Here is a 21580-nt window from a genome sequence, read left to right on the forward strand (position 1 = left end):
ACTTCTCCAAGTGAGGGTAATCACTTAGTTAGCAGTCGATTAAATTAGCACCCCCTGTAAAATTAGGAATGCTGGTGCTAGTGTAAGCTCAGCTTAAGGTCGAAACCGTGCGTCTGCTCAGTCAGGTCAACCTCAATTCGCTGAAAATCGTGGAAAGTGCTGCGAGGCACGGAAATTTCACGCGCGCCGGCGAAGAACAGTTTATCACCGCTTCAGCGGTCAGCCAGCGCGTCAAAAGCCTGGAGGATCAGCTGCGATTCAAGATCTTCCAGCGCGGCGGCAATGCGGTGTCGCTGACGCCGGAGGGCGAGACCTATGTCTCGCGCGTCCGCGAGGCGCTGGAGCGAATCGTCGCTGCCAGCATGGAAGCGACGGGGCAATCCCAGGAACATGTGTTGAAGATATCAGTGCTGCCGACCTTTGCGGCACGCTGGCTGTTTCCGCGCCTGCCGCTGTTCCAGCAGCAATATCCCGATATCGTGATGCGGGTCTCGACCTCCTATGCGACGCATGAGTTCACGACCTCCGAGTTCGATCTTGAAATCCGCTATGGCGACGATCATTTTCACGGGCTGCAATCGGATCTGCTGTTTCGGGAAGACCTGACACCGGTGTGCAGCCGCAAGCTGTTCCATGAAGTTCTCGGCGACAAGCAGTTGTCGAAGGTGACACCGGACGATCTCAGGCACTTCACGCTGCTGCATTCCGATACCTGCACCCAGAACTGGCAATCCTGGCTTGGTTTCGCCGGCGCCAGCTTCGTGCTCAGCAAGGCCAAAAGCATCTATTTCGACTCGTGCATGATGTCCTACGAGGCAGCGAATTCCGGGATGGGTTTTGCGGTGGCCAACCGTGCCTATATGGCCAGCGATATCCGTGCCGAAAGGCTTGTGGCTCCGTTCGCCGTCCATCATCCGAACACGGCCGGCTGGTATTTTGTCTCTCCCCCACAACGCCTTGCCACACGCAAGGTTGTGCTTTTCAAGCAATGGGTGATGGCGGAAGCGGCTCTGACGCAGCGCCAGCTCGACAGCGAAACCAGCGGCGAGGCCGCGATGGCTGTCTGACACCATTTCGTTGTCTGCCGATGAGATCCGACCAGCAAGAGTCCGTTGAGAGCCACTGGTTAGTGGCCTGACGTAAGGACGATGCTGCAGCACAAAATGCAGCGATAGCAAGCGAGGGCCCTCAGGCTTCGGACTCACAACCGCCAAACATCGCCAGGATCAGGCGAAAGCCCTGCCTTCCTCACTTCGCTGGAAGAGCATCAGGTCCAACCCCAGGCTTGGCCGTCCCAGGATGGTCAGAATTGCATGCGCTTGGCCGCGATGGTGAGTCTGATGATTGAAGACATGGTCCAGCGCCGGCGCCAGCCTTTGCGAGACCGTGCGCATGTCCGAGACTGTCATGTAGGTGAAGCGGCCCGTCAAAGCCTTGTCATTGAGGCCGCCGACCCAATCGATGATCCTCCTGTCCTCGGCTTCACGCGCCATCCGCAGACCGGGCAAGCCCCGATGCAGGATGGCGTCCAGCGTCGTCGGCGCGTCGCCCTCACCGGTGAAGCGCTTCATCCAGATGCGGTCGGCTGTCAGCAAGTGGTTGAGCGTGCCCATCATCGAGCCGAAGAAGGCGCCGACATTGCGGTTGAATTCCTCTTCGTCGAGCTCCGCGGCGGCATCATAGATGCGGTTGTTGGCCCATTGATTATAGGCCGCAAACATCATGAAATGCTGTCTCATGGCTTCCCTTCGGCTCGCGTCGACAAGGAGGCCTACCTAACCCGCGAGAGGGCTGCCGCCAATGACCATTCTGCTCTATGACCTCGTCGGACGCGACACCGCACGTCCGTTCAGCCCGCATTGCTGGAAGGTGGCGATGGCGCTTGCCCATAAGGGGCTCGACACAGCAACCGCGCCGACGCGCTTTCTCGAGGTGCCCGCTGTCGAGGGCGGCGTTTCGAAAACCGTTCCGGTGATCCGCGACGGCGAGACGGTCGTTTCGGATTCCTTCGCAATCGCTCTTTATCTGGATGAAGCCTATCCGAACCGGCCGACGCTGTTTGGCGGTGAAGGCGGCAAGGCGATGGCGCGTTTCATCGAACGCTGGTCGCAACTGACCATTCATCCCTATGTGACCACCGCGGCGATCGTCGACCTGCATGCCATGCAGGACGCGGAGAACGCCGCCTATTTCCGCCGGAGCAGGGAGCAGCGTCTCGGCAAGCGGCTGGAAGATGTGATGGCAGCCCGGGAGGCCGGGCTCGGCAACTTCAGGGCCTCGCTGGAACCCTTGCGTTCATTGCTCGGCTATCAGCCTTTCATCGGCGGTGCATCGCCGCTGTTTGCAGACTATATCGTCTTCGGCGCGCTGCAATGGGCGCGCATAGCCTCACCCTACCAACTGCTCGACGACGGCGACGTGGTGGCGCAATGGTTCGCCCGCTGCCTCGACCTGCATGGCGGGCTGGGACGAAAGGTGGCCGCGGCAGCGTGACGCCGAACGCCTGCTGCAAGACAGCACGAAGGCCGCCGATGTCCGGCAGAAAAGCTCGGTAGCGAGGAGAGCTTTACTTGGCCGACGCCTTCTTTGGCTTGCTGGCCTTGGTGGCAGCCTTTGCTTCCTTGGGGGCGGCCTTTGCCTTGGCGGCGCCAGCTGCCTTCCTGGTTGGCTTTTTGGCCGTCGACGCCCCCGCGGCATCCTCCTGGTCGACATCGGCCGTCGCCTGACGCCAATGGCGCTCATGGTGTCCAGCCGGCTGTCCCTCTTGCAGCCAGATCTGATGCGCGCGGTTGCGAATGCGTTCCTGACGATCGTCTGCCATGGTCGTGTTATCTCCATGCGGGCCGACTTCAACGCGGCGCCGACAGGTGACTATAGCAAGCAAAGCGTTGCTGTGCAGCCATCCGATCTCGCCTCCGGCCTGCCCATCGGCGCCCCGCTTTGGCCTCGCCCCCAACCTCCAGTGGCTCGCGATGAAACTGGACAACTCATCTGCTGCCTAATCCGGACAACTTTGTCTGCCTACGGCACAAGTCGGTCTCGCCCCTTGGCAATGGGCCGGACGGCTTGTATAGAGCCCGCCACCCTCAATTCCATTCTCAGACAAGGACGACCCATGGCGCTCGAACGCACATTTTCCATGATCAAGCCGGACGCAACCCGGCGCAACCTCACCGGCGCCATCACCAAGATGCTGGAAGAGGCTGGCCTGCGCGTCATCGCCTCGCGCCGGGTCTGGATGAGCCGCCGTGAGGCGGAAGGCTTTTACGCCGTGCACAAGGACCGCCCGTTCTTCGGCGAATTGGTTGAATTCATGTCGTCGGCACCGACCGTCGTGCAGGTGCTGGAAGGCGAAAACGCCATTGCCCGGAACCGCGAAGTGATGGGCGCCACCAACCCGGCCAATGCCGCCGAAGGCACGATCCGCAAGGTGCATGCGCTGTCGATCGGCGAAAACTCGGTGCACGGCTCCGATGCGCCAGAGACCGCGGCGGAAGAGATCAAGTACTGGTTCTCGGATACCGAGATCGTCGGCTGAGCCGATAGTCCAAAGCGTGATCACGTAAAAAGGCTGGCGTTTCGCCGGCCTTTTTTCATGGCCGAACAGTCAGCCCTGCGTGCGAACTGCATGTACTTGGATGAGACATGGCCGCGGACCGAGGACCGAATTGAGGCTGTCTCCGGAACAGAGCGTGGCGGCCGCCGAGGCGGGTGGACTCAGGCTTGCCAACCTGGTCGAGGTGCCGCCCTATCACTATGGCGCAGTATTCGAACAAACGACGGCTTGAGAGGCCCGCCGCCGCCACGGCGGGTTCTCGTCACTTCGGCTGGCGATCTTTCACGTTCGCATGGGCGTTCGCTGCCTCCGTATCGGTGGCCGGTGTCTGGGTATCGGCACCCGCAAATGGACTACCCTGCCCAGGCGCGAGATCGCCGCTGTGGCCGGCCTTGTTGGTGTGGAACGCCTGGCCATCGGCGCTGAGACCATGCTGAAGGGCGTTGAACAGATGATCGTCCGCCGACGCAAGGCCGGTAAGAGCAAGAAGCGATACGCCTGCGGCAGCGAGGATAAGCGTGTGCGTTTTCATCTCTGGACTCCTTTGAGTTAAGCCAGAACGAGCCGCAGCAGGTCTGGCGGCTTCAACCAAGGGATATTCGAAATATCCCCTTTGCCTTGCCCGCCATGTCTGGGAGAGAAACGCTTCTCTTGCGCAAATTATTCCGAAAAAGTTTTGGCAATGAGATTTGCGCTAGCTTGCGGCGCTGAAGCGCAGGATCTTGCGGCCATCCTTGTCGGCAATGATGAGCTTGCCAGCAGCGACATTGTATGACGCAGCCTTGGCCAACGCATCGAACAACGCCTTTTCCTCAGCCATCACCTCGGGCGCGCAGGCCTTGTAGGTCGAGCCGATATGGCTGATCGCGATCGTCCGGCCATCGATCTTGGCGGTGGCGAAATAGGTGTTGCAGGGGCCCTTGCCGCCTGCCTTGCCAGCCTCGCTGACGCTGAACGTCGCCTGCGGCGCGGTGCTGGCGCCGATGCCGTCGACATAGTCGACCAGCCAGAGCTGGTCAAAGACGGAACCCGTTGGCTCGGCGCTCGGCGTGACCATCTTCAGCATGATCGTCTGCGGCACGTCGGTCAGCGGGTCGACCTGATGACGGACATCGGAGATGAACAGGAGCTTGTCGTCTGCGGTAATGCGGGCTTGCAACGCATAAGTCATCTGCGATCGGATGACGGAAGGGTCGAATTTAATCTCGAAGCTGATCGGCACCTGGCCGGCCGGCCTGACTTTCTGCTCGCCGATGATAGTGGCCGGCGCATCGGCTCGCGACACGTCGGCAAGTTGTACGGAGAGTACGGCACTCGGCGGCAAGGCGATGCGCTCGCGATAGATCACTTCGCCTCTCACGGACTTTCCAGCGGCAGCAGACGGTTCCGGCACGGCCAACATGCCGACGACCAGAGGCACGAAGCCGAAGACGAAGAACTCCGCGATCCTGTCCAGCATGACCATCTCCCCTTGCGGTCAATTGGCCAAAGGATTGCGGTCAATACATGGCTGCGGCGGGATTTATTCGGACGGTTTCCAGCGTTGTGCCGCGCTGGCGTCGGCTTCCTTGGCCTCGACCCAGCCACCCTCGGAACCATCGGCGCGATGCTCTTTCTTCCAGAACGGCGCACGCGATTTCAAATAGTCCATGAGAAAATTCGCCGCCTCGAATGCCGCTTGGCGATGCGCCGAGGCGGCCACCACCAGCACGATGTTGTCGCCGGGCGCGATCTTGCCGTGGCGGTGGATCGCGGTGAGACCCTGCAGCGGCCACCGCTGAACCGCTTCAGCGGCAATGCGGCTGATCTCGGCTTCCGCCATGCCGGGATAGTGTTCGAGCTCGAGCGCTGAGAGCGTGCCCTGCTCGTCGCGGCAAAGACCGGAGAAGGTGACGACGGCGCCGATATCGGCGCGGCCTTGCGTCAGTCTGGCGATCTCGGCGGCGACGTCAAAATCCTGCGCCTGAATGCGCACGACAGGTACGACCGCGCCGGTCATCTCAGCCCCCGGTCATCGGCGGGAACAGCGCAATCTCGCGCGCGCCTGATATCTTCTCGCGGTGCTCGACATGTTCCTGGTTGATGGCGACGCGGATCACGTCGGGATATTGCAGCGCGTGCTCGTAGCTTTCGCCGCGCGATTTCAGCCAGCGCAGGAGGTCTGCGACCGTCTCGATGTCAGCAGGCAAGTCGACGTCTTCCTCGGGCACGCCGATGCGTTCGCGCACCCAGGCAAAATAAATGAGCCGGGTCGTCATCTCACTCGTCCATGATGTGTTTGAGGCCGGCGCGGAAATAATCGTAGCCAGTGTAGAGCGTGACCAAGGCCGCGATCCACAGCAGCACCAGCCCGGTCTGGGTGGTCAGCGGGAAGATCTTGTCGCCGGCCGGCCCGGCCAGCAGGAAGGCGATGGCGACCATCTGGATGGCGGTCTTCCATTTTGCCAGCTGCGTCACCGGCACCGAGACCTTGAGCGCCGCCAGATACTCGCGCAGGCCCGAGACGAGGATTTCGCGGCACAGGATGATGATCGCTGCCCACAGTGACCAACCGGCAATGCCCGCATGGCGATCGGTGTCGGCGGCCAGCAGCAGCAGGCAGGTGGCGACCAACAGTTTGTCCGCGATCGGATCAAGCATCTTGCCGATATTGGAGGTCTGCTGCCAGGCGCGCGCCAGGTAGCCATCCAGATAATCGGTGATCGAGGCGAGCAGGAAGATTGCCAGCGCCGACCAGCGGGCGAACTCGCTCGACTTCAGATGTCCTTCAAGAAAAAAGCACAGCACCACCAGCGGCACCGCGACAATGCGGGCGTAGGTAAGCATATTGGGCAGGTTGAATGCGCGCTGGGCCATATCTGGGAAAACTCTTTCTGCCTGCCTACTCAAATCAGATGCCAATGTAGGGGGTCAACAGGCGACAATCGATTGGCCAGACAAAAATAGGACCCTGGCCGTCAGCTCTCGTGGAAATGATTGTAGACCAGTTTCGCCACCCGCTCGGAAATACCGTCGACTTTGCGCAGGTCCTCGATCGCGGCGCGGCTGACCGCCTTGGCGGTTCCGAAGGCCAGCAGCAGGGCGCGCTTGCGGCCGGGGCCGATGCCGCTGATCTCGTCGAGCGGGCTCTTGACCATCTCCTTCTTGCGGCGTGCGCGGTGCGAACCGATGGCGAAACGGTGGACCTCGTCGCGCAAGCGCTGGACAAAATAAAGGACGGGATCGCGTACCGGCAGCGAAAATGAGTCCCTGCCCCTGACGAAGAAGCGCTCGCGGCCGGCGTCGCGATCCTGGCCCTTGGCGATGCCGATCGCCACCACGCGATCTTCGATGCCGAGATCCGAAAGGATCTTGCGCACCGCCGTCATCTGGCCCTGGCCGCCGTCGATCAGGATGACATCTGGCCAGGCTGGGAAGCTGCCGGAGATATCATCCTCGATATCGTCGCCCGCCCCGCCCGCATCGCCGGCAACGGCAACATCGCCATGTTCCTTGAGCAGCCGCGAAAACCGCCGCTCCATCACCTCGCGCATCATGCCGAAATCGTCGCCAGGAGTGATGTCGGTCGAGCGGATGTTGAATTTTCTGTATTGGTTCTTCACAAAACCTTCCGGCCCGGCGACCACCATGGCACCGACCGCATTGGTGCCCATGATGTGCGAATTGTCGTAGACTTCGATGCGCACCGGCGGCTTGGCCAGGCCGAAGGTTTCGGCGAAACCGGCAAGCAGGCGTCCCTGTGTGGAGGTTTCGGCCAGCCGCCTGCCAAGCGCCTCGCGGGCATTCTGCAGCGCGTTGTCAGTCAGATCCTTCTTCTCGCCGCGCTGCGGCACAGAGATCGCGACCTTGCGACCGGCGCGGGTGGAGAGCGCCTCGGCCAGCAATTCCTGCTCCTGGACACGATGCGACAGAAGAATGTTCCGCGGCGTCGGCTTGTCGTCATAAAATTGCGCCAGGAAAGAGCCCAGCACCTCCGATCCTTCCAGCGCCGGATCGGCCTTGGGGAAATAGGCGCGGTTGCCCCAATTCTGGCCGGTGCGAAAGAAGAACACCTGGATGCAGACCTGGCCGCCTTCCTGATGGATCGCGAAGACGTCGGCCTCGTCGACGGTCGCCGGATTGATGCCTTGGTGGCTCTGCACATGCGACAGGGCGGCCAATCGATCACGATAGATCGCGGCGCGCTCGAAATCGAGAGCTTCGGACGCTTGCTGCATGGCGGCCGAGATTTCCGTCTTCACCTTCTGGCTGCGGCCGGACAGGAAGTCCTTCGCTTCGGCGACAAGCTTCGCATAGTCCTGGTGCGAGATCTCTCCGGTGCAGGGGCCGGCGCAGCGCTTGATCTGATAAAGCAGGCACGGCCGCGTGCGGTTCTCATAGAAAGAGTTGGTGCAGCTGCGCAGCAAAAAGGCGCGCTGCAGAGAGTTGATCGTGCGACCGACGGCGCCGGCGGAGGCGAAGGGGCCGAAATAGTCGCCTTTGCGCGAACGTGCGCCGCGATGTTTGTAGATGCCGGGCGAGATATGGTCACCGGTCAACAGGATATAAGGAAACGACTTGTCGTCGCGCATCAACACGTTGAATCGCGGCCGCAAGCGCTTGATAAGATTGGCTTCGAGCAGCAGCGCTTCGATCTCGGTGCGGGTGACGACGAACTCCATCGTCGATGTCTCGCGCACCATGCGGCCGATGCGGGTGGTGTGAAAGCGGCCTTGCGCGTAGCTGGTGACGCGCTTCTTCAGGCTGCGCGCCTTGCCGACATAGAGCACGTCGCCGGCGGCGTTCATCATGCGGTAGACGCCGGGCGCGTTGGGCAGCCGCTTGACCAGCGTCTGGATCACCTCGGCGCCGACCATGCCTTCGGCGTCGCCTGCATGAGGCGTCCAGTCGATGGCGGTGAAGGCGACATCGGGACCCGCAGGTTCGACGATCTCCTCGACCGCCTCGTCCTCGAGGTCGATATCGGGGGGCAGATCATCGGCGCCGCCGCGCGGCTTGTTCTTGTGATCCAAAGGACTCATTCCATCATGCCTGTCACATCGGGCGTCTGCCATGCAAGATGCTGGCCGCCATCGAGCGCAATCATCTGGCCGGTGACCGAGCGCGCGGCCCAGAGATAACGGATTGTGGCGCCGAATTCCGGCAATTCCGGGCCGCGCTTGAGGATCAAGCCGTCGACTTGCGCGGCAAAATCGCCGTCGTCCTGGCGTGTGTTCTTCAAGGTCGGCCCCGGACCGATGGCGTTGACACGGATGCGGGGACCGAGCGCCTGTGCCATCATCTGCGTTGCCGCCCACAGCGTCGACTTGGACAGGGCATAGGAGAAATAGCGCGGCGTCGGCCGCCAGACGCGCTGGTCGATGATGTTGACGATCAGCCCCTCCTGCCCCTCAGGCAACGCCCGGGCGAAGTTCTGCGCCAGCAGCGCGGGTGCCTTCACATGCACTGCAAAGTGCCGATCCCAGGCCCGCCAGTCGAAATCCAGAACCGAATCGTCGACGAACAGCGACGCATTGTTGACCAGCAGCGAGATCGGCCCGAGCGCTGCTTGCGCCTGGCCGACGAGGTCGCCGACGGCGTCCATATCGGTCAGGTCGGCGGCGATCACGACGGCGCGGCCACCCCTGGCATTGATTCCGGCAGCCAACGCATCGGCTTCGGTACGCGAGCGGTTACAATGGATGGCGACGGCAAACCCGTGGGCGGCGAGATCCTCGATAATTGCCTTACCAATCCGTTTGGCCCCACCCGTCACCAGCGCCGTGGCCGTGGCTTTGCTCATATAGTGTCAATCCTCAATTTCGGCCCGAAAAACGGTGCCGGCGAAATATGGCCCGGCATGCGTTAAATGGCGTTCGCACCTTGGGCAGCATTGTGGCGAAACGGCCTTTTCGGCGTCTCGACTCGCTTGAACTCGGATCCGCCCGACCGGAATATAGGGCGCTGGACTCCTTGCACCAAGCGGTGTGCAGCGCAGCACGGGACGGCTCCTGCCATTTCGCTGTTGCGAAGATGCAACGTCAAGTTTCTGCCTCATTCGTGCCGGGGAATGACCCAAGTTCAGGTTCGGTTCAGCCGCATTTTGACACGACATTTGGAACCGGCGAACGCCAGATCCGTTTCACCCCCCGGACGGGTAGATGGCGGTCGTGAGAAACAAGCCTGTGTCCTGTGGCTTAAGGAGTAAAGAACAATGCAAGCCAATTTCAAATTCGCACGGCCGCTGGCCGTGGCGCTCGGGCTCTTCGCCCTCAGCGGAACTGCCTATGCCGCGGACGTCGTCCAGGAAGAGCCGCCGGCACCCGCGCCGGTCGCCGAACTTCCGGTCGCTTCGTGGGCCGGCCCCTATGCCGGTCTCAACGTCGGCTATGGCTTCAGCGGCCGTACGAAGGAAAAGGATTTCGGCGTTGAGACCGATACCAAGGGTTTCGTCGGCAGCGTCTTCGGCGGCTACCAGTGGCAGCAGGAGAACTTCGTTTACGGTGCCGAAGCCGAACTCGGCTACAACGGCGTGAAGGGTGACGATAACGGCATCGACTCCAAGGCTGGCTTCGAAGGCTCGCTGCGTGCCCGTCTCGGCTACGCTGTGACCCCGGAAATCCTGCTCTATGGCACCGGCGGCCTCGCCGGCAGAAGCCTGAAGGTGGAAGACACCGTGCTTGGCACCAGCGACACCGCAACCATGCTCGGCTGGACCGCCGGCCTCGGTACAGACATCAAGCTGACCGACAATGTGTTCGGCCGCGTCGAATATCGTTACACCGACTTCGGAAGCAAGGACTTCGGCGGCGGCATTGGCAATGTCAAGGCCACCGACAACCGCGTCACCTTCGGCGTTGGTATGAAGTTCTAAGTCGTTCAAGCCACGACACGAAAAAGCCGGGCCTCGCGCCCGGCTTTTTTTGTGCCGGAATGATCCCGCGGGAGCCGAGGCGATTTCACCGGGGAAATCGGGGCGATCACCCGGGGTGATCAAGCGGATCACCGGGTTGATTGAGCGGATCACCCGGGAATGCAGGGCTTCAGTTCTGGAAATTTCTCGTCGAAACGCGCTGCCCAGCGCGTCAGCCGGGCGCGGCCCTTTTCCCATTTTCCGGCGAAGCGCAGAGACAGATAGCCAAGACAGGCGCGCAGCGCCATTTGGCCGGCAGTGATTTTCTTCGGCAGCTTCGGCGGGTTGGCGTTGAGCAAATCGAGTGCTGCCGTGATCTTTCCCCATTGGCGGTCGAGCCAGGGCTGGTAGACCATCTCGTCAGGCCGCGTGCGCCGCTCATAGACCATCGACAGCGCACAGTCGCAAATGCCGTCCGCCAATGCCTCCAGCACTTCCGCCTCGAGCCGCTTGTCGGGATTGCGCGGAAAAAGCGCGCTCTTCGACAAACGGTTGAGGTGCTGGATGATGGCGCGGCTGTCATGGATGGAGCGGCCGTCATCGAGCACCAGAACCGGAATCTTGCCGAGCGGGTTGGCGATCATCAAGTCGGCTGGCTTCTCCTCAGTCTTGATCGGCACCAGATCGACGGCGATGCCGGCATAGGCTGCTGCCATTCGCACCTTGGAACTGTAGGGGGAAGACGACGCGTAGAGCAGCTTCGGCATGAATCGGTTTCCTGTTTTGCGGCGGGCAGTGTTGACCGATCAGGCGCGATCGAGCAATGACCCAAAGCGGAAAACCCGGCGGCGGGCGGCAAGACCGAAAAGCCTCACGGCAACCTTTGATGCGCATCGTTGACACAGAGAAAGCTCCACCGGACTCCGCCCTACGGCGAAGTCCTGGGAGCTGCGAAAAGTTATCCTCCGTCTGCCTCTGTTCTCGCCTTCCGAGTGCCGAAGCAACGAGCGGGGCGCCTGTCGGGCACCCACCCTTGACTGTCTCGATACTGCCCCCGGCGAGGGAGACGCGATTACTTCTTGCCGGACTTCGCGGGTGCTGCCTTCGGCTTAGCCGCGGGTGCCGCTTTCTTCACCGGCGCTGAAGATTTCGCTGCCGCCGCCTTCTTTGCCGGCGGAGCCTTGGCTGCCGGTTTCTTGGCAGGTGCTGCCTTTGCAGCCGGCTTCTTGGCAGGTGCTGCCTTCTTCACAGCGGGTTTTGCCGCAGCCTTTGCAGCCGGCTTCTTGGCCGGCGCCGCCTTCGCAGCCGGCTTAGCCGCTGCCTTGGCAGGAGCTGCCTTCTTCACTGCAGGTTTTGCCGCTGCCTTTGCCGCCGGCTTCTTGGCCGGCGCTGCCTTTGCCTTGGGCGCGGCCGCCTTCGGCTTGGCAGCAGGTGCTGCTTTCTTGACTGCAGTTGCGACCTTCGCCGTCGCCGTTTTTACGGGTGCTTTCTTTGCCGGTGCCTTGGACGCCGGCGCTTTGGATGACTGCTTAGCCATGCGATGCCCCTTCCGTTGTGCCGACGGCCGTAATGACCCGGCGCGCTCATGCATATCTGACTCGCGGCTTGCTAGCCAGCGAAGCAATAGACTGATTTTCGCAGCTTAAATTTTGGTTACGGTTGGCACATGATCGTGCTGATCATCGTAGAAATCCGCTGTTGATCTTCGACCATTGCCCAAAGTGTACGGCTGACACTCTCCACACGCTGCAACCGTGGAGCTGTGAAGATCAGCCTCCAGCTTTGCGCGCCGATCTCCGGCCCCGGTACGATGACCTGCTGCTTCAACGGCGCGATCATCTCGTGCAAGCTGGCGATCTACACGGATCATGATGGCCAATCGACGCGTCACCTTGTCAAGCATGATATCAGCGTTCGCTCTTAGGTCAGTTGACAGATCACTCTACCTCACAGAGTATTCTGCGCGAGCTATGCGAGTGCTTCAATGTTGATCACACAGGCGCAAGGGGCGGTGTCGCTGTTCGAGATTGGCGCGACGGCGCCTCCTGGCGGCCGCACCGTTGGTGGTCTCCGGCGTCGCCGCATTGGAGCTGACTGATGAGTGCCGACGAAATCATCCACCAAAGCACTCGGCTCAGGATCATGGCCACCTTGAACATGCTGGAAAGGCGGGAAACGTTGGACTTCAGCCAATTGAAGGCCATCCTGGACGTCACCGACGGCAATCTCGGCGCGCATCTCGATACGCTGGCCAGGGCCGGCTATGTCGACATCGAAAAGCTGTTCGTCGGACGCCGGCCGCAGACGCGCGTCAGGGCGACGACGAGCGGACGGCGCGCGTTCCGCGGCCACGCCGCTTTCCTACACAAAATCCTCGATCATGCCCAGGCCGCGCCGCGCAGGAAATAGCGCGGCGATCACGCGTATCTCCACGCGCGGCGACCATGGCGGCGCCGGCACCGATCGTCACACCTGCCGCGCGGTTCACCCGGCACGATCTTCGGCGCGACGATACAGGGCCATCTTGGCCACATCCGCCTCGGCGATGATCCGGTCGACGCCGGTGCGTGGACGCGCTTGCCCGCAGCCGATCAAGCCGCAGGCGCGAAAAAGGATCGAAACGGGAAAGCGATCTTAGCGCAGGACGCGGCAGCGGCCGTTGTAGACCATCCAGCGGTCGAAGCCCGAGACGCAGAATTCGACGTTATCGCCGATCGAGGCGAAGCCCTGGCCTTCCTCGATCAAGTACCAGATCGTGCGGTCACGGCCATCGGAGAGACTGACGGTGGCGCCGCAGTAGCGGCGGCCGATCGGCCAGGTGTCGTTGGCTGGCAGATAGCGGTGCTGGTGGATGCGCTGAAAATCAGTGATCTGAACGACCGGCAGATGCGGCACGTGATGTACCTGGTAGGAGAAGCGGCTGGTGATCTTGTTCAGCACCCAGGCTTCGCCACAGACGCCGCTGTCCTCATCGGAATAGACCGTGAGATCGGCCGCCTGCACGGCCTGGGTGACGCCCAGAGGCGCGGCAAGCGGGGTGCAGAGCGAAATCAGGGCGGCGAGTGCGGATTTGGCGAAGCGAGTCATGACAGCCTCTCAAGGTCGATTGCGCGCACTGTGCGGATTCGCTTGGCAGCGGTCAAGCGGTTGTGCAAACAATGGTTTCCCAGGTTGAAACAGCGTTGGCCAGAGCCGGACTTGCGTGGATCGGAATCACCGCGGCCCGTTGATAGCCGGCCCGAGAGAGCGCGGGCCCTGGGTCGTAAAAGAGTTCCGCCCTCCTGGCGCCGAACGGCGATATCCGAAGCCCTTCGCCGTCAACCCTGCTCGCCTGCCAGCCATTCCAGCGACCAGTGCGCCGGCCTCCCTACCGCAAGCAGCCGGTGCAAGGCCGGCAGCAGCATCCGCAGTTCGCCCTCCAGCGTGAAAGGCGGGTTGACTACCAGCAGGCCGCTGCCGTCTAGGCTGGGCTCCGAAGAGGCCGGCCTGATCTCGAATTCTATGTCGAGCAGCTTCGGGATGCCGGATTGCTTGAGCGCCTTCCTGAAGGCAATTATCGCCTTGCGGTCCTTGATCGGATACCACAGCGCATAGATGCCGCCGGGCCACCGCTTGTGCGCCCTTATGAGCCCGTCGACGAGGCGCTCGAACTCACCCGTTTCCTCGAAGGGCGGATCGATGAGAACCAGGCCGCGCTTTTCCTTCGGCGGCAGATGCGCGCCGAGCGCCAGCCAGCCATCGAGCTCGATTATCCGGGCCTGGAAATCGCCGGCAAAAAGCGTCCTCAGCTTCGCCACATCCTTGGGGTGCAGCTCGATCGCCGTCAGCCGGTCCTGCTTGCGCAGGAGATGACGCGCGATCAGCGGCGAGCCCGGATATTTCTGGATGCCACCCTCCGGGTTGAGCGACCGCACCGTCTCCAGATAAGGCGCAAGCAGTGCTGCTACCGGCGCTGCAAGCTGGGCATCGATCAGCCTGCCGATGCCGCCCTGCCACTCACCGGTCTTCTGCGCTTCGACCGAGGACAGGTCGTAGCGGCCGATGCCGGCATGGGTGTCGATGACCCGAAACGCCTTGTCCTTCTGCTTCAGATACTCGAGCAACCGCGTCAGCACGACATGCTTGACGACGTCGGCGAAATTTCCGGCGTGATAGGCGTGGCGGTAGTTCATGGTTCGGTGCCGTTATGCATGTCGTTGTCCCAAAACCGCTGCACACTTGTGGGCGACATGCATCAGCCCCTGCCCCAGCGAGGCGGTGGCTGCGAGTTCGGATTTTCCGGCCGGCCGCCATGAGTACGCAAAGTCAGCAAAAACCCGATCAAGCCGACCGTCATCAGCGAGAAGCCGACCGGCCGCGCACGGCTGTCGATCTCGCCGACACCCGAGCGCAGGATCAGATCGACCGCTCGCATCGGTATGTCGTCGGCATCACCCTGTCCGACGGTGAAGACATAAGGACCTGGGTTGACGTTCTCGATCACTCCGGCCTGGTCGCGAAAGATCTTGTCCGGCAGCTGGGGGCTGGCCTGGCGCGGATTGTCGGAATGGTTGAACTGCAGGGTCGAGGCGAGCACCGTGCGGCCACCGCTGGCTGCGGTCAGCGTCAGCACGGTGCGCTGCTGCGAGACGATGCGCTCGGCTCTTGCGGTCAGGTCGACCAGCACCCGCACCCGCGCGTCGCGACTGCCGAGCGGCACCGTCAGGGGCTTGAAGCGGCCCTGCTCATAGACCCGCCAGGTGCCGATCTCATGGCCGGAGAAATTGCTCATCGCCCAGGGATAGATGACACCGATGCCGGTGCCGGCGAGCAGGATCAGGACAAACACAAAGCGCATTCACATCACCACAGGCTATCGTGACCTTGCCAATAGCGCCCCGACGGCCAAAAGGCGATGGCCAGGTGTTGCAGCTTTCGGGCCGCTGGAGCGGGATCACTCGGGGCAGCAACCAGATCGGCGGCGGCACGGCAAGGCAGGCAAGCTTCTACCTATGCGCTCAAACGCAATTGCGATAATGACTGGCATTCCCTCGACGAAATGAATGCGCGTGTACGCTTTCCGGCAAGATGGGGACCACTGGCCCGGGCGCGCGCCTCAAATTGCTTCACCTGTTCTTTGTTGGAATTCCTCGCTGCCCAGCTCTCATTCTGCCTTAAAACGAGATGCCGCGTCCGCCCGCATTTTTTCCACGAGCGAGCCAATACACTGATTCATAATGAGGATCGGCCTTGGGCGCCTATGACTCGGGCTCGAGAAGCCGGCACCCGGCCGTATGAACCATTCGCAAACAGATATGATTAAGGAATTGCTAATTTAGTTGACTATGATTTCCACAGGTATATTTTTGATATGTTGGGATGTGCAATTTGGGCGAGCAATCGACGATGATGGCACCAGACGTGTGATCGCGATTTCGGGGCACAGAGAACGCTGAGCGGCAACACATAGATCGTGTAGCGGAACCAGCTTCGCGAACCCCAAAGAACAGTTAACGCACATCAGCGATGGCGACTCCGCAGATGCGGAGGGTTTGCCACGTTCTCATGGACGTGGCCGGGCAATGCTTTGTCCGGCCAGGCAATAGCGTGTGCTGTGGGTAAGAGGAAACCATGAGTAAGCTTATCAAGGTCCTTAAACTGGAATCCGACTGCCAAAGGGGCGCCAACCAAAACCGAAGCCGCGCCCTGGTCGCCGGAGGTGCTGGATTTTTAGGTTCGCATCTGTGCGAACGCCTTCTGCGGGACGGATACGACGTTGTCGCCCTGGACAATTTCCATACCGGCAAAAAAAACAATCTCAATGCCCTTCTGCGCAATCCGAGATTCATGTGCATCGAGCACGATATCGTCAATGCACTGCCTTCGGGTCTTCGGTTCGATGAGATCTACAATCTCGCTTGCCCTGCCTCTCCGCCGCACTACCAGGCCGACCCGATCCATACCTTCAAGACAAGCGTGCTCGGTTCGCTGAACCTCCTGGAGCTCGCGCTCCAGAACAATGCCAAGATATTCCAGGCCTCGACCTCCGAAATCTATGGCGACCCTTTTGTGCATCCACAGCCCGAGAGTTACTTCGGCAACGTCAATACGCACGGACCGCGGTCCTGTTACGACGAAGGCAAGCGCTCGGCCGAAACCTTGTTCTTCGACTATTCGAGAACGTATGGCCTCAATATCCGCGTCGCCCGCATTTTCAACACCTATGGCCGCCGCATGCAGCCCGATGACGGGCGCGTGGTTTCGAACTTCATCGTCCAGGCGCTGCAGGGCAAAGACCTGACCGTCTATGGCCATGGCCTGCAGACGCGTTCGTTCTGCTATGCCGACGATCTGATCGAGGGCTTTGTCCGGCTGATGAATGCGCCGAATGCACCCGCGCATCCAGTCAACCTCGGCAACCCCAGCGAATTCACGATCATGGAACTGGCGACACTGGTCATCGATTACACCAACTCCCGATCGAAGATCGTGCATCGGCCACTACCGATCGACGATCCCAGGCAGCGCAAGCCGGACATTTCCTTTGCCAGGGCCAATCTCGGCTGGGAGCCGAAAGTCGGGCTGCGCCAGGGGCTCGCGCGTACCGTCGAGTATTTTGACACCCTGCTTTACGGAGGCCAACTGGCCAAAGGAGCCACGGCTTCATGACCCGGCCGGCAATTCTGGTGACTGGCGGAGCCGGGTTCATTGGCAGCCACACCTGCAAGCTGTTGGCCTCCGCCGGCTATCTGCCGGTGGTTTTCGACAATCTAAGCCGCGGCAACGAGAAATCCGTTGCCTGGGGTCCGCTTGTCGTCGGCGACATCCGCAGCCAGACCGCGCTGCAGGCGGCGATGAAGACGTATCGGCCGACGGCGGTCATCCACTTTGCGGCGCTGGCCTATATCGGAGAATCCGTTCACCAGCCGGCCGAATACTATTCGACCAATGTGACAGGCACCGTCGCGGTGCTCGATGCGGCGCGTGCGAACTCAATCGAGAACATCATCTTCTCCAGCAGTTGCGCGACCTACGGCGTGCCGGAAGCGTTGCCCGTTCGCGAGACGTCCGCGCAAAATCCGATCAACCCATACGGGCGCACCAAGCTGATGGGAGAACAGATCATCGGCGACTATGCCTCCGCATACGGAATGAAATTCGCGATCCTGCGCTATTTCAACGCTTGTGGCGCCGATCCCGATGGCGAACTTGGTGAGTGGCACTCGCCGGAAACGCATCTGGTTCCCAGGGTGCTAATGGCTGCATCAGGACTCATCGACGAGATCGAGGTTTTCGGCACTGACTACGACACGTCGGACGGCACCTGCGTACGCGACTATATCCACGTCAGCGATCTGGCCCGTGCCCATCTGAAAGCCCTCATGCATCTCGAGGGTGGCGGACCAAGCCTGGCCGTCAACCTCGGCACTGGGCGGGGCATATCCATCAAGGAGATTGTCCAGGCGGTCGGCCGGATGACGTCAAGATCTGTTCCGGCCGTCTTCAGGAATCGGCGGCCGGGAGATCCGGCGGAGCTTTACGCCGACCCCGGAAGCGCACGCGAACGTCTTGGCTTTGTGCCGGAGCTCTCCGACATCGACACGATCATCAGAACGGCTGCCCCATTTTTTGGGCTGGACACAAAACCGATGAAGGAGGCGGCAGCGTCAGCCGCTGCTCGACAGATCAGAGATAGCGGGGGCGGCAGCTCGCGCGTTGGCCAAATCCGCTAGGGCTGCAGATATAAGGCGAACCGCCCAGGAACGTGCCACCACCGCCCGGAGTGAACGAGACCTTCACCGGCGCCGGTGTGCGGACTTCGAGCCGCTGCGGCGATGCAAAAGCGTAGGTTCTTTCAGTCGTCCGAATCGTGCTTGTCGTCAGGATCGGAGGCTCAACTCTGAGCGAACGCACAAAGAATCCAGCTTGGACCGGCTGTACAGCCTGGCTGCGGGCCGCGTGGACCACAGGCTGGATAAGGATCGAATCGGTCTCAGTCGCGTCCATACCCTGACAACCTGCAACCAGAAGACTCATTCCCACCGCCGCGGCAATAGATACGAAAGTATTACTTGGGCGAAATGCACCCTTTGCGTCGCTGTCCATCATTTATCCCTTGCTACCAAGTATAATCCAAGGGCGCGTTGCGACATACCATGCCTTCGCCGCTTTCACGCCGGATGAGTGACCATTCGCACATCACGCGTGAACATTAGACATCACTAATTATTAAATTTCATCAAACCCGTGTGGTAGGCCCACCATCTTGTCGTTCTGTCACATAGAATTGAATGCTATCATGCAGCGGTAGGGGCGCCGACCGCACGTGCCGAACGGCTTGATGCTTGACCATAAGCGATTCGCCGCTTCCTGGACAGGCGCCCGGCAAAGTGCAGCCTGCTCTCAGAACAGGGATGGATTTGGAGATTGTTCAACCCATCACGATGGGTCGGGAGCGGATTGCGAAAATCATCGGCTGTGTCATGGCTCATGCCGGCCATGCCGAACGGTACCACCAGAAACCAAGACCGGGCGCCCTCTGGCGCGAGTCCGCTTGTGCCTCAGTGCGGCTGAACACGGCCTAATTCTTGGAATCGACCAGCTTCCGGGCCTCTTCGAACTGCGCGCCCTTTGTGTCGCCTGTTTCGAACTTCCGGTGTTCGTCGGAAATACCCTCGGGAGATCGCTTGAAACTGTACCATTCCCCATCCGGGTCCTTGCGTTTCTCGACGTTCCCGCCCTGGATTCGGTGGCTGTAGCAGGTGCGATGCTGCTTGCCGGCGTAGCTCTTCGACCGCCAGGCGAGTTCCATGCACATCTTGCCGCCGCTGGTCACCAGCCATCTGCCCTCCGCGACTGATGCCGTGTCCTGCCCGGACGTCCAGGCCTTGAGGTGTCGGTCGCCCTGAGCGAAATAGGCCGCTCCGTTCTTCCATACCCATGTGCGGCCGGCATACATAAGCTGCAGTTCGTAAGGAGTTGGAACAGTTGCGCTATTCGCTTGCGCAGCTGCGCTGTCCTTGGCTGCGTAAGCCGTTCCAGAAAGGGCCGCCTGGCCGAAGACGGCCAGGAAAAACAGAAGTTGCGTGCAACTTGCGAACCGACGACGGTCGTTGTGCCGCCGACGGTCGACACCTGGCGGCGATCTGGTCGGAGCTATCTGCACCGTTGACATTCGCATGACTGCTTGACCAAGGGCAGCGCTATCGGCGCGACAGCCATGCAAACTATTTAACAGCCGCGAGAACCGCGATGTCAACGTTCGCGAGGCCAAAGGACAGCACTTATTCGAGACACGCATAGACCGCCGTCGTCAAATTAAGGATTGCGTCGTATACTTCCGCATCTTTGACAATCGCACGCAAGAGCAAACCCGCGGACGTCAGAGGGGACGCGGTTTCAAATGACAGACGACCCGGAATTGAATCAGGCTGAGGTTCGGCAATACCTGCCGCAGTCGACCGGCTGGGACACGGCTGCTCGTAGCTATCTGGTCCCCAACACGGCGATCTTGCTGGGGATCCTGTTCATTGCGGTCGTATTCAGGTTCCACGACATAACCTTGCCGCTGGTCGATGCCTTCAGCTGGCGCGAGACGAGCACAGCAATGATGGCAGACAATTTCCAGCAGCGTAGCTGGAATATCTTCTTCCCGGAGGTCAGCTGGACAGGGCCCGGGCCAAGTTACCAAGGCCGCGAATTCCAGATCGTCAGCTATCTCACCGCCCTGCTCTATCAACTCTTCGGCTGGCACGACTGGTTCGGCCGGATGATTGCGGCCTTCTTCGGCCTGGTGACGGTGTTTTCGCTGCACAGATTAACGGCGCTATGCTGGGGCGAGACGCACGCCCATGCGGCAGCCCTTGCCTATGCGCTGATGCCGGCGGCGATCATGATCGACAGTTCGTTTCTTCCCGATCCCTCGATGCTGGCCCTGGTGACGCTCGGCGTCTGGCTTTTCGCGAAATACTGGGCCGGCGGCAACGGCCGGCTGTTGCCGCTCGCCACGGTCAGCTTCTCGCTCGGCGTGCTGTCAAAGCCGCCGGGCCTCGCCGCCGGCGCCGTCATCTTCTACCTGATGGTTTGCTGGTTGCTGGAGAAGAAATGGAAGCCGGCGACCAGGGTCTTGCTGTCGGGGCTTTTGAGCCTAGCTATTATCGGCGCCTATTTCAGCTGGGCCATCTATCTCGGCCATAGCTATCCGCCGTTTCATGTCGCGGGTAGCGGCTATATCTGGGATTCCGGCTTCTGGACATTCTTCAGGAACAGCTTCTACTTCAAGTCCGTGTGGAACACCTCAGTCTGGTGGTTCTACGGCTATCCGTTCATGGTGCTGATGGCGGTCGGCTTCTGGATGCCGCCCAGACCCACCAAAGACCCGAAGCAACGCGCTCTTTCGGCCATTCCCTATGTTTGGCTGGCCGCGGCCATGGTCGTCTATCTGGCGGCGGCGCGCGAGATCACCAGCAATCCCTGGAATTACCACATCTTCCATGTGCCGTTCGCGATGTTCTGCGGCCGCGGCGCGCTTCTGCTGGCGACGCTTGCATCGGGAACCGCCCTGTCGCCGGCGGTCGTGCTGCGCTCGATCTGCATCGCGGTCGTCACACTCGTGTGGTCGACCTTTCCCCTCATCAGGACGATGAAGGCGCCAATCGCCATGAACGGCAAACTGCTCGGCGAGGAATTGGCGCGGTTGGCGCGCCCGGGCGACCTCGTCGTCGCTATCGCGCCCGAGGCCGGCGATCCCGTCGCAGTCTATTACAGCAGGGCGCGCGGCTGGGTGTTTCCGCCTGGCGGAGGCGATGTCGAATGGTCGAAATTCGTCGCGGACGACGCCACTGCGATCGCGCAGCTCGAGGAGTTGCGCGCGCAGGGCGCGGACCTGTTCGGCACGGCCAAGAACGCCGCCGACAAGCAAGATCGGTTGTTCGTCGAGCATCATGACGGGGTCATCGACTATCTGGACAAGACCGGAACCAAGCTTGTGGATTCGGATGATTTGCTGGTCTATAGGATCACCCGTCCATGAGAACTGCGACGGTCCGGGGCTGTGAGCCTTCGACAAGAAGCGGTCCGACGGTTCTGCGGCCCCGCATTCGCCTGCGGAAGGCAAGGCGACGGACCAGGCGAAGCGATCCCTGATGACGCCAGGGATATTCGGGCGCACCGACGCTGCCGCTGGAACTCGGCGGAGAAAACCGGCGGAGAAT

24 protein-coding genes are annotated in these 21580 nt (G+C 61.2%); 8 read left to right on the forward strand and 16 right to left on the reverse strand.

The window, feature by feature from the left end; all coding sequences use genetic code 11:
• Positions 1-107: 107 nt before the first annotated feature.
• Positions 108-1067, forward strand: coding sequence for a LysR substrate-binding domain-containing protein (locus NKJ89_RS00845; protein WP_023761551.1), 960 nt, complete (start codon positions 108-110; stop codon positions 1065-1067).
• 159 nt (positions 1068-1226) lie between these two features.
• On the opposite strand, the gene NKJ89_RS00850 is transcribed toward NKJ89_RS00845, so the two are convergent.
• The gene (locus NKJ89_RS00850) at positions 1227-1739 is read right to left on the reverse strand and encodes a DinB family protein (protein ID WP_023761552.1); all 513 of its coding nucleotides are present in this window, start codon (positions 1737-1739) and stop codon (positions 1227-1229) included.
• A gap of 61 nt (positions 1740-1800) precedes the next feature.
• On the opposite strand from NKJ89_RS00850, the gene NKJ89_RS00855 reads away from it, so the two are divergent.
• On the forward strand, positions 1801-2493 hold the full coding sequence (locus NKJ89_RS00855; protein ID WP_352599075.1) for a glutathione S-transferase family protein: 693 nt from the start codon (positions 1801-1803) through the stop codon (positions 2491-2493).
• Positions 2494-2566: 73 nt separating this feature from the next.
• On the opposite strand, the gene NKJ89_RS00860 is transcribed toward NKJ89_RS00855, so the two are convergent.
• Positions 2567-2821, reverse strand: a complete 255-nt coding sequence (locus NKJ89_RS00860) for a DUF2934 domain-containing protein (RefSeq protein WP_352599077.1) — start codon at positions 2819-2821, stop codon at positions 2567-2569.
• Positions 2822-3115: 294 nt separating this feature from the next.
• On the opposite strand from NKJ89_RS00860, the gene ndk reads away from it, so the two are divergent.
• On the forward strand, positions 3116-3538 hold the full coding sequence (gene ndk, locus NKJ89_RS00865) for a nucleoside-diphosphate kinase (RefSeq protein WP_023761556.1): 423 nt from the start codon (positions 3116-3118) through the stop codon (positions 3536-3538).
• Positions 3539-3818: 280 nt separating this feature from the next.
• Here ndk and NKJ89_RS00870 read toward each other — a convergent pair whose 3' ends face one another.
• From NKJ89_RS00870 to NKJ89_RS00900, 7 genes are all read right to left on the reverse strand, one after another.
• Positions 3819-4088, reverse strand: a complete 270-nt coding sequence (locus tag NKJ89_RS00870) for a hypothetical protein (RefSeq protein WP_352599079.1) — start codon at positions 4086-4088, stop codon at positions 3819-3821.
• A gap of 162 nt (positions 4089-4250) precedes the next feature.
• Positions 4251-5015 (reverse strand): YbaY family lipoprotein, encoded by a 765-nt coding sequence (locus NKJ89_RS00875; protein WP_352599081.1) that lies wholly within the window; start codon positions 5013-5015, stop codon positions 4251-4253.
• A gap of 63 nt (positions 5016-5078) precedes the next feature.
• Positions 5079-5555, reverse strand: coding sequence for a molybdenum cofactor biosynthesis protein MoaE (locus tag NKJ89_RS00880; RefSeq protein ID WP_352599083.1), 477 nt, complete (start codon positions 5553-5555; stop codon positions 5079-5081).
• Position 5556: 1 nt separating this feature from the next.
• The gene (moaD, locus tag NKJ89_RS00885; protein ID WP_352599085.1) at positions 5557-5814 is read right to left on the reverse strand and encodes a molybdopterin converting factor subunit 1; all 258 of its coding nucleotides are present in this window, start codon (positions 5812-5814) and stop codon (positions 5557-5559) included.
• A 1-nt stretch (position 5815) separates the two neighbouring features.
• Positions 5816-6412, reverse strand: coding sequence for a CDP-diacylglycerol--glycerol-3-phosphate 3-phosphatidyltransferase (pgsA, locus tag NKJ89_RS00890; RefSeq protein ID WP_352599087.1), 597 nt, complete (start codon positions 6410-6412; stop codon positions 5816-5818).
• A gap of 101 nt (positions 6413-6513) precedes the next feature.
• Positions 6514-8577 carry an excinuclease ABC subunit UvrC gene (gene uvrC, locus NKJ89_RS00895; RefSeq protein WP_352599089.1) on the reverse strand — a complete coding sequence of 688 codons (2064 nt, stop codon included), beginning with the start codon at positions 8575-8577 and terminating at the stop codon, positions 6514-6516.
• On the reverse strand, positions 8574-9338 hold the full coding sequence (locus NKJ89_RS00900; protein WP_352599091.1) for an SDR family oxidoreductase: 765 nt from the start codon (positions 9336-9338) through the stop codon (positions 8574-8576). Before NKJ89_RS00900 ends, uvrC begins: the two co-directional genes overlap by 4 nt.
• Before the next feature lie 411 nt (positions 9339-9749).
• Here NKJ89_RS00900 and NKJ89_RS00905 point away from each other — a divergent pair, with 411 nt between their 5' ends.
• On the forward strand, positions 9750-10409 hold the full coding sequence (locus tag NKJ89_RS00905; RefSeq protein WP_023761565.1) for an outer membrane protein: 660 nt from the start codon (positions 9750-9752) through the stop codon (positions 10407-10409).
• Between the two features lie 149 nt (positions 10410-10558).
• Here the strand turns inward: NKJ89_RS00905 and NKJ89_RS00910 are convergent, their stop codons facing one another.
• From NKJ89_RS00910 to NKJ89_RS00920, 3 genes are all read right to left on the reverse strand, one after another.
• A complete protein-coding gene (locus NKJ89_RS00910) occupies positions 10559-11155 on the reverse strand; it encodes a glutathione S-transferase family protein (protein WP_023761567.1) in 597 nt (198 codons plus the stop codon).
• 305 nt (positions 11156-11460) lie between these two features.
• Positions 11461-11925, reverse strand: coding sequence for a hypothetical protein (locus tag NKJ89_RS00915; protein WP_352599093.1), 465 nt, complete (start codon positions 11923-11925; stop codon positions 11461-11463).
• A gap of 116 nt (positions 11926-12041) precedes the next feature.
• Positions 12042-12236: a hypothetical protein gene (locus tag NKJ89_RS00920; RefSeq protein WP_352599095.1), complete on the reverse strand. Its 195-nt coding sequence runs from the start codon at positions 12234-12236 to the stop codon at positions 12042-12044.
• 249 nt (positions 12237-12485) lie between these two features.
• Between NKJ89_RS00920 and NKJ89_RS00925 the strand changes: the two genes are divergently transcribed.
• Positions 12486-12797, forward strand: coding sequence for a transcriptional regulator (locus NKJ89_RS00925; protein ID WP_352599097.1), 312 nt, complete (start codon positions 12486-12488; stop codon positions 12795-12797).
• A gap of 225 nt (positions 12798-13022) precedes the next feature.
• Here the strand turns inward: NKJ89_RS00925 and NKJ89_RS00930 are convergent, their stop codons facing one another.
• From NKJ89_RS00930 to NKJ89_RS00940, 3 genes are all read right to left on the reverse strand, one after another.
• Entirely contained in the window at positions 13023-13475 is a 453-nt protein-coding gene (locus tag NKJ89_RS00930; protein WP_352599099.1) for a hypothetical protein, read from the reverse strand.
• Positions 13476-13705: 230 nt separating this feature from the next.
• Positions 13706-14560 (reverse strand): 23S rRNA (adenine(2030)-N(6))-methyltransferase RlmJ, encoded by an 855-nt coding sequence (locus NKJ89_RS00935; protein ID WP_352599101.1) that lies wholly within the window; start codon positions 14558-14560, stop codon positions 13706-13708.
• Between the two features lie 62 nt (positions 14561-14622).
• Entirely contained in the window at positions 14623-15225 is a 603-nt protein-coding gene (locus NKJ89_RS00940; protein ID WP_352599102.1) for a hypothetical protein, read from the reverse strand.
• Positions 15226-15998: 773 nt separating this feature from the next.
• Between NKJ89_RS00940 and NKJ89_RS00945 the strand changes: the two genes are divergently transcribed.
• Together NKJ89_RS00945 and galE are read left to right on the forward strand one after the other, a co-directional pair.
• Positions 15999-17036, forward strand: a complete 1038-nt coding sequence (locus NKJ89_RS00945) for a UDP-glucuronic acid decarboxylase family protein (protein ID WP_023761574.1) — start codon at positions 15999-16001, stop codon at positions 17034-17036.
• Positions 17033-18100, forward strand: a complete 1068-nt coding sequence (gene galE / locus NKJ89_RS00950; RefSeq protein ID WP_352599104.1) for a UDP-glucose 4-epimerase GalE — start codon at positions 17033-17035, stop codon at positions 18098-18100. Before NKJ89_RS00945 ends, galE begins: the two co-directional genes overlap by 4 nt.
• Before the next feature lie 848 nt (positions 18101-18948).
• On the opposite strand, the gene NKJ89_RS00955 is transcribed toward galE, so the two are convergent.
• Positions 18949-19446: a DUF995 domain-containing protein gene (locus NKJ89_RS00955; RefSeq protein ID WP_352599338.1), complete on the reverse strand. Its 498-nt coding sequence runs from the start codon at positions 19444-19446 to the stop codon at positions 18949-18951.
• Positions 19447-19770: 324 nt separating this feature from the next.
• Here NKJ89_RS00955 and NKJ89_RS00960 point away from each other — a divergent pair, with 324 nt between their 5' ends.
• On the forward strand, positions 19771-21399 hold the full coding sequence (locus tag NKJ89_RS00960) for an ArnT family glycosyltransferase (RefSeq protein ID WP_352599106.1): 1629 nt from the start codon (positions 19771-19773) through the stop codon (positions 21397-21399).
• Positions 21400-21580: the final 181 nt, after the last annotated feature.

It is taken from the genome of Mesorhizobium sp. M0047 (genome assembly GCF_040323315.1).
Taxonomy (GTDB): domain Bacteria; phylum Pseudomonadota; class Alphaproteobacteria; order Rhizobiales; family Rhizobiaceae; genus Mesorhizobium.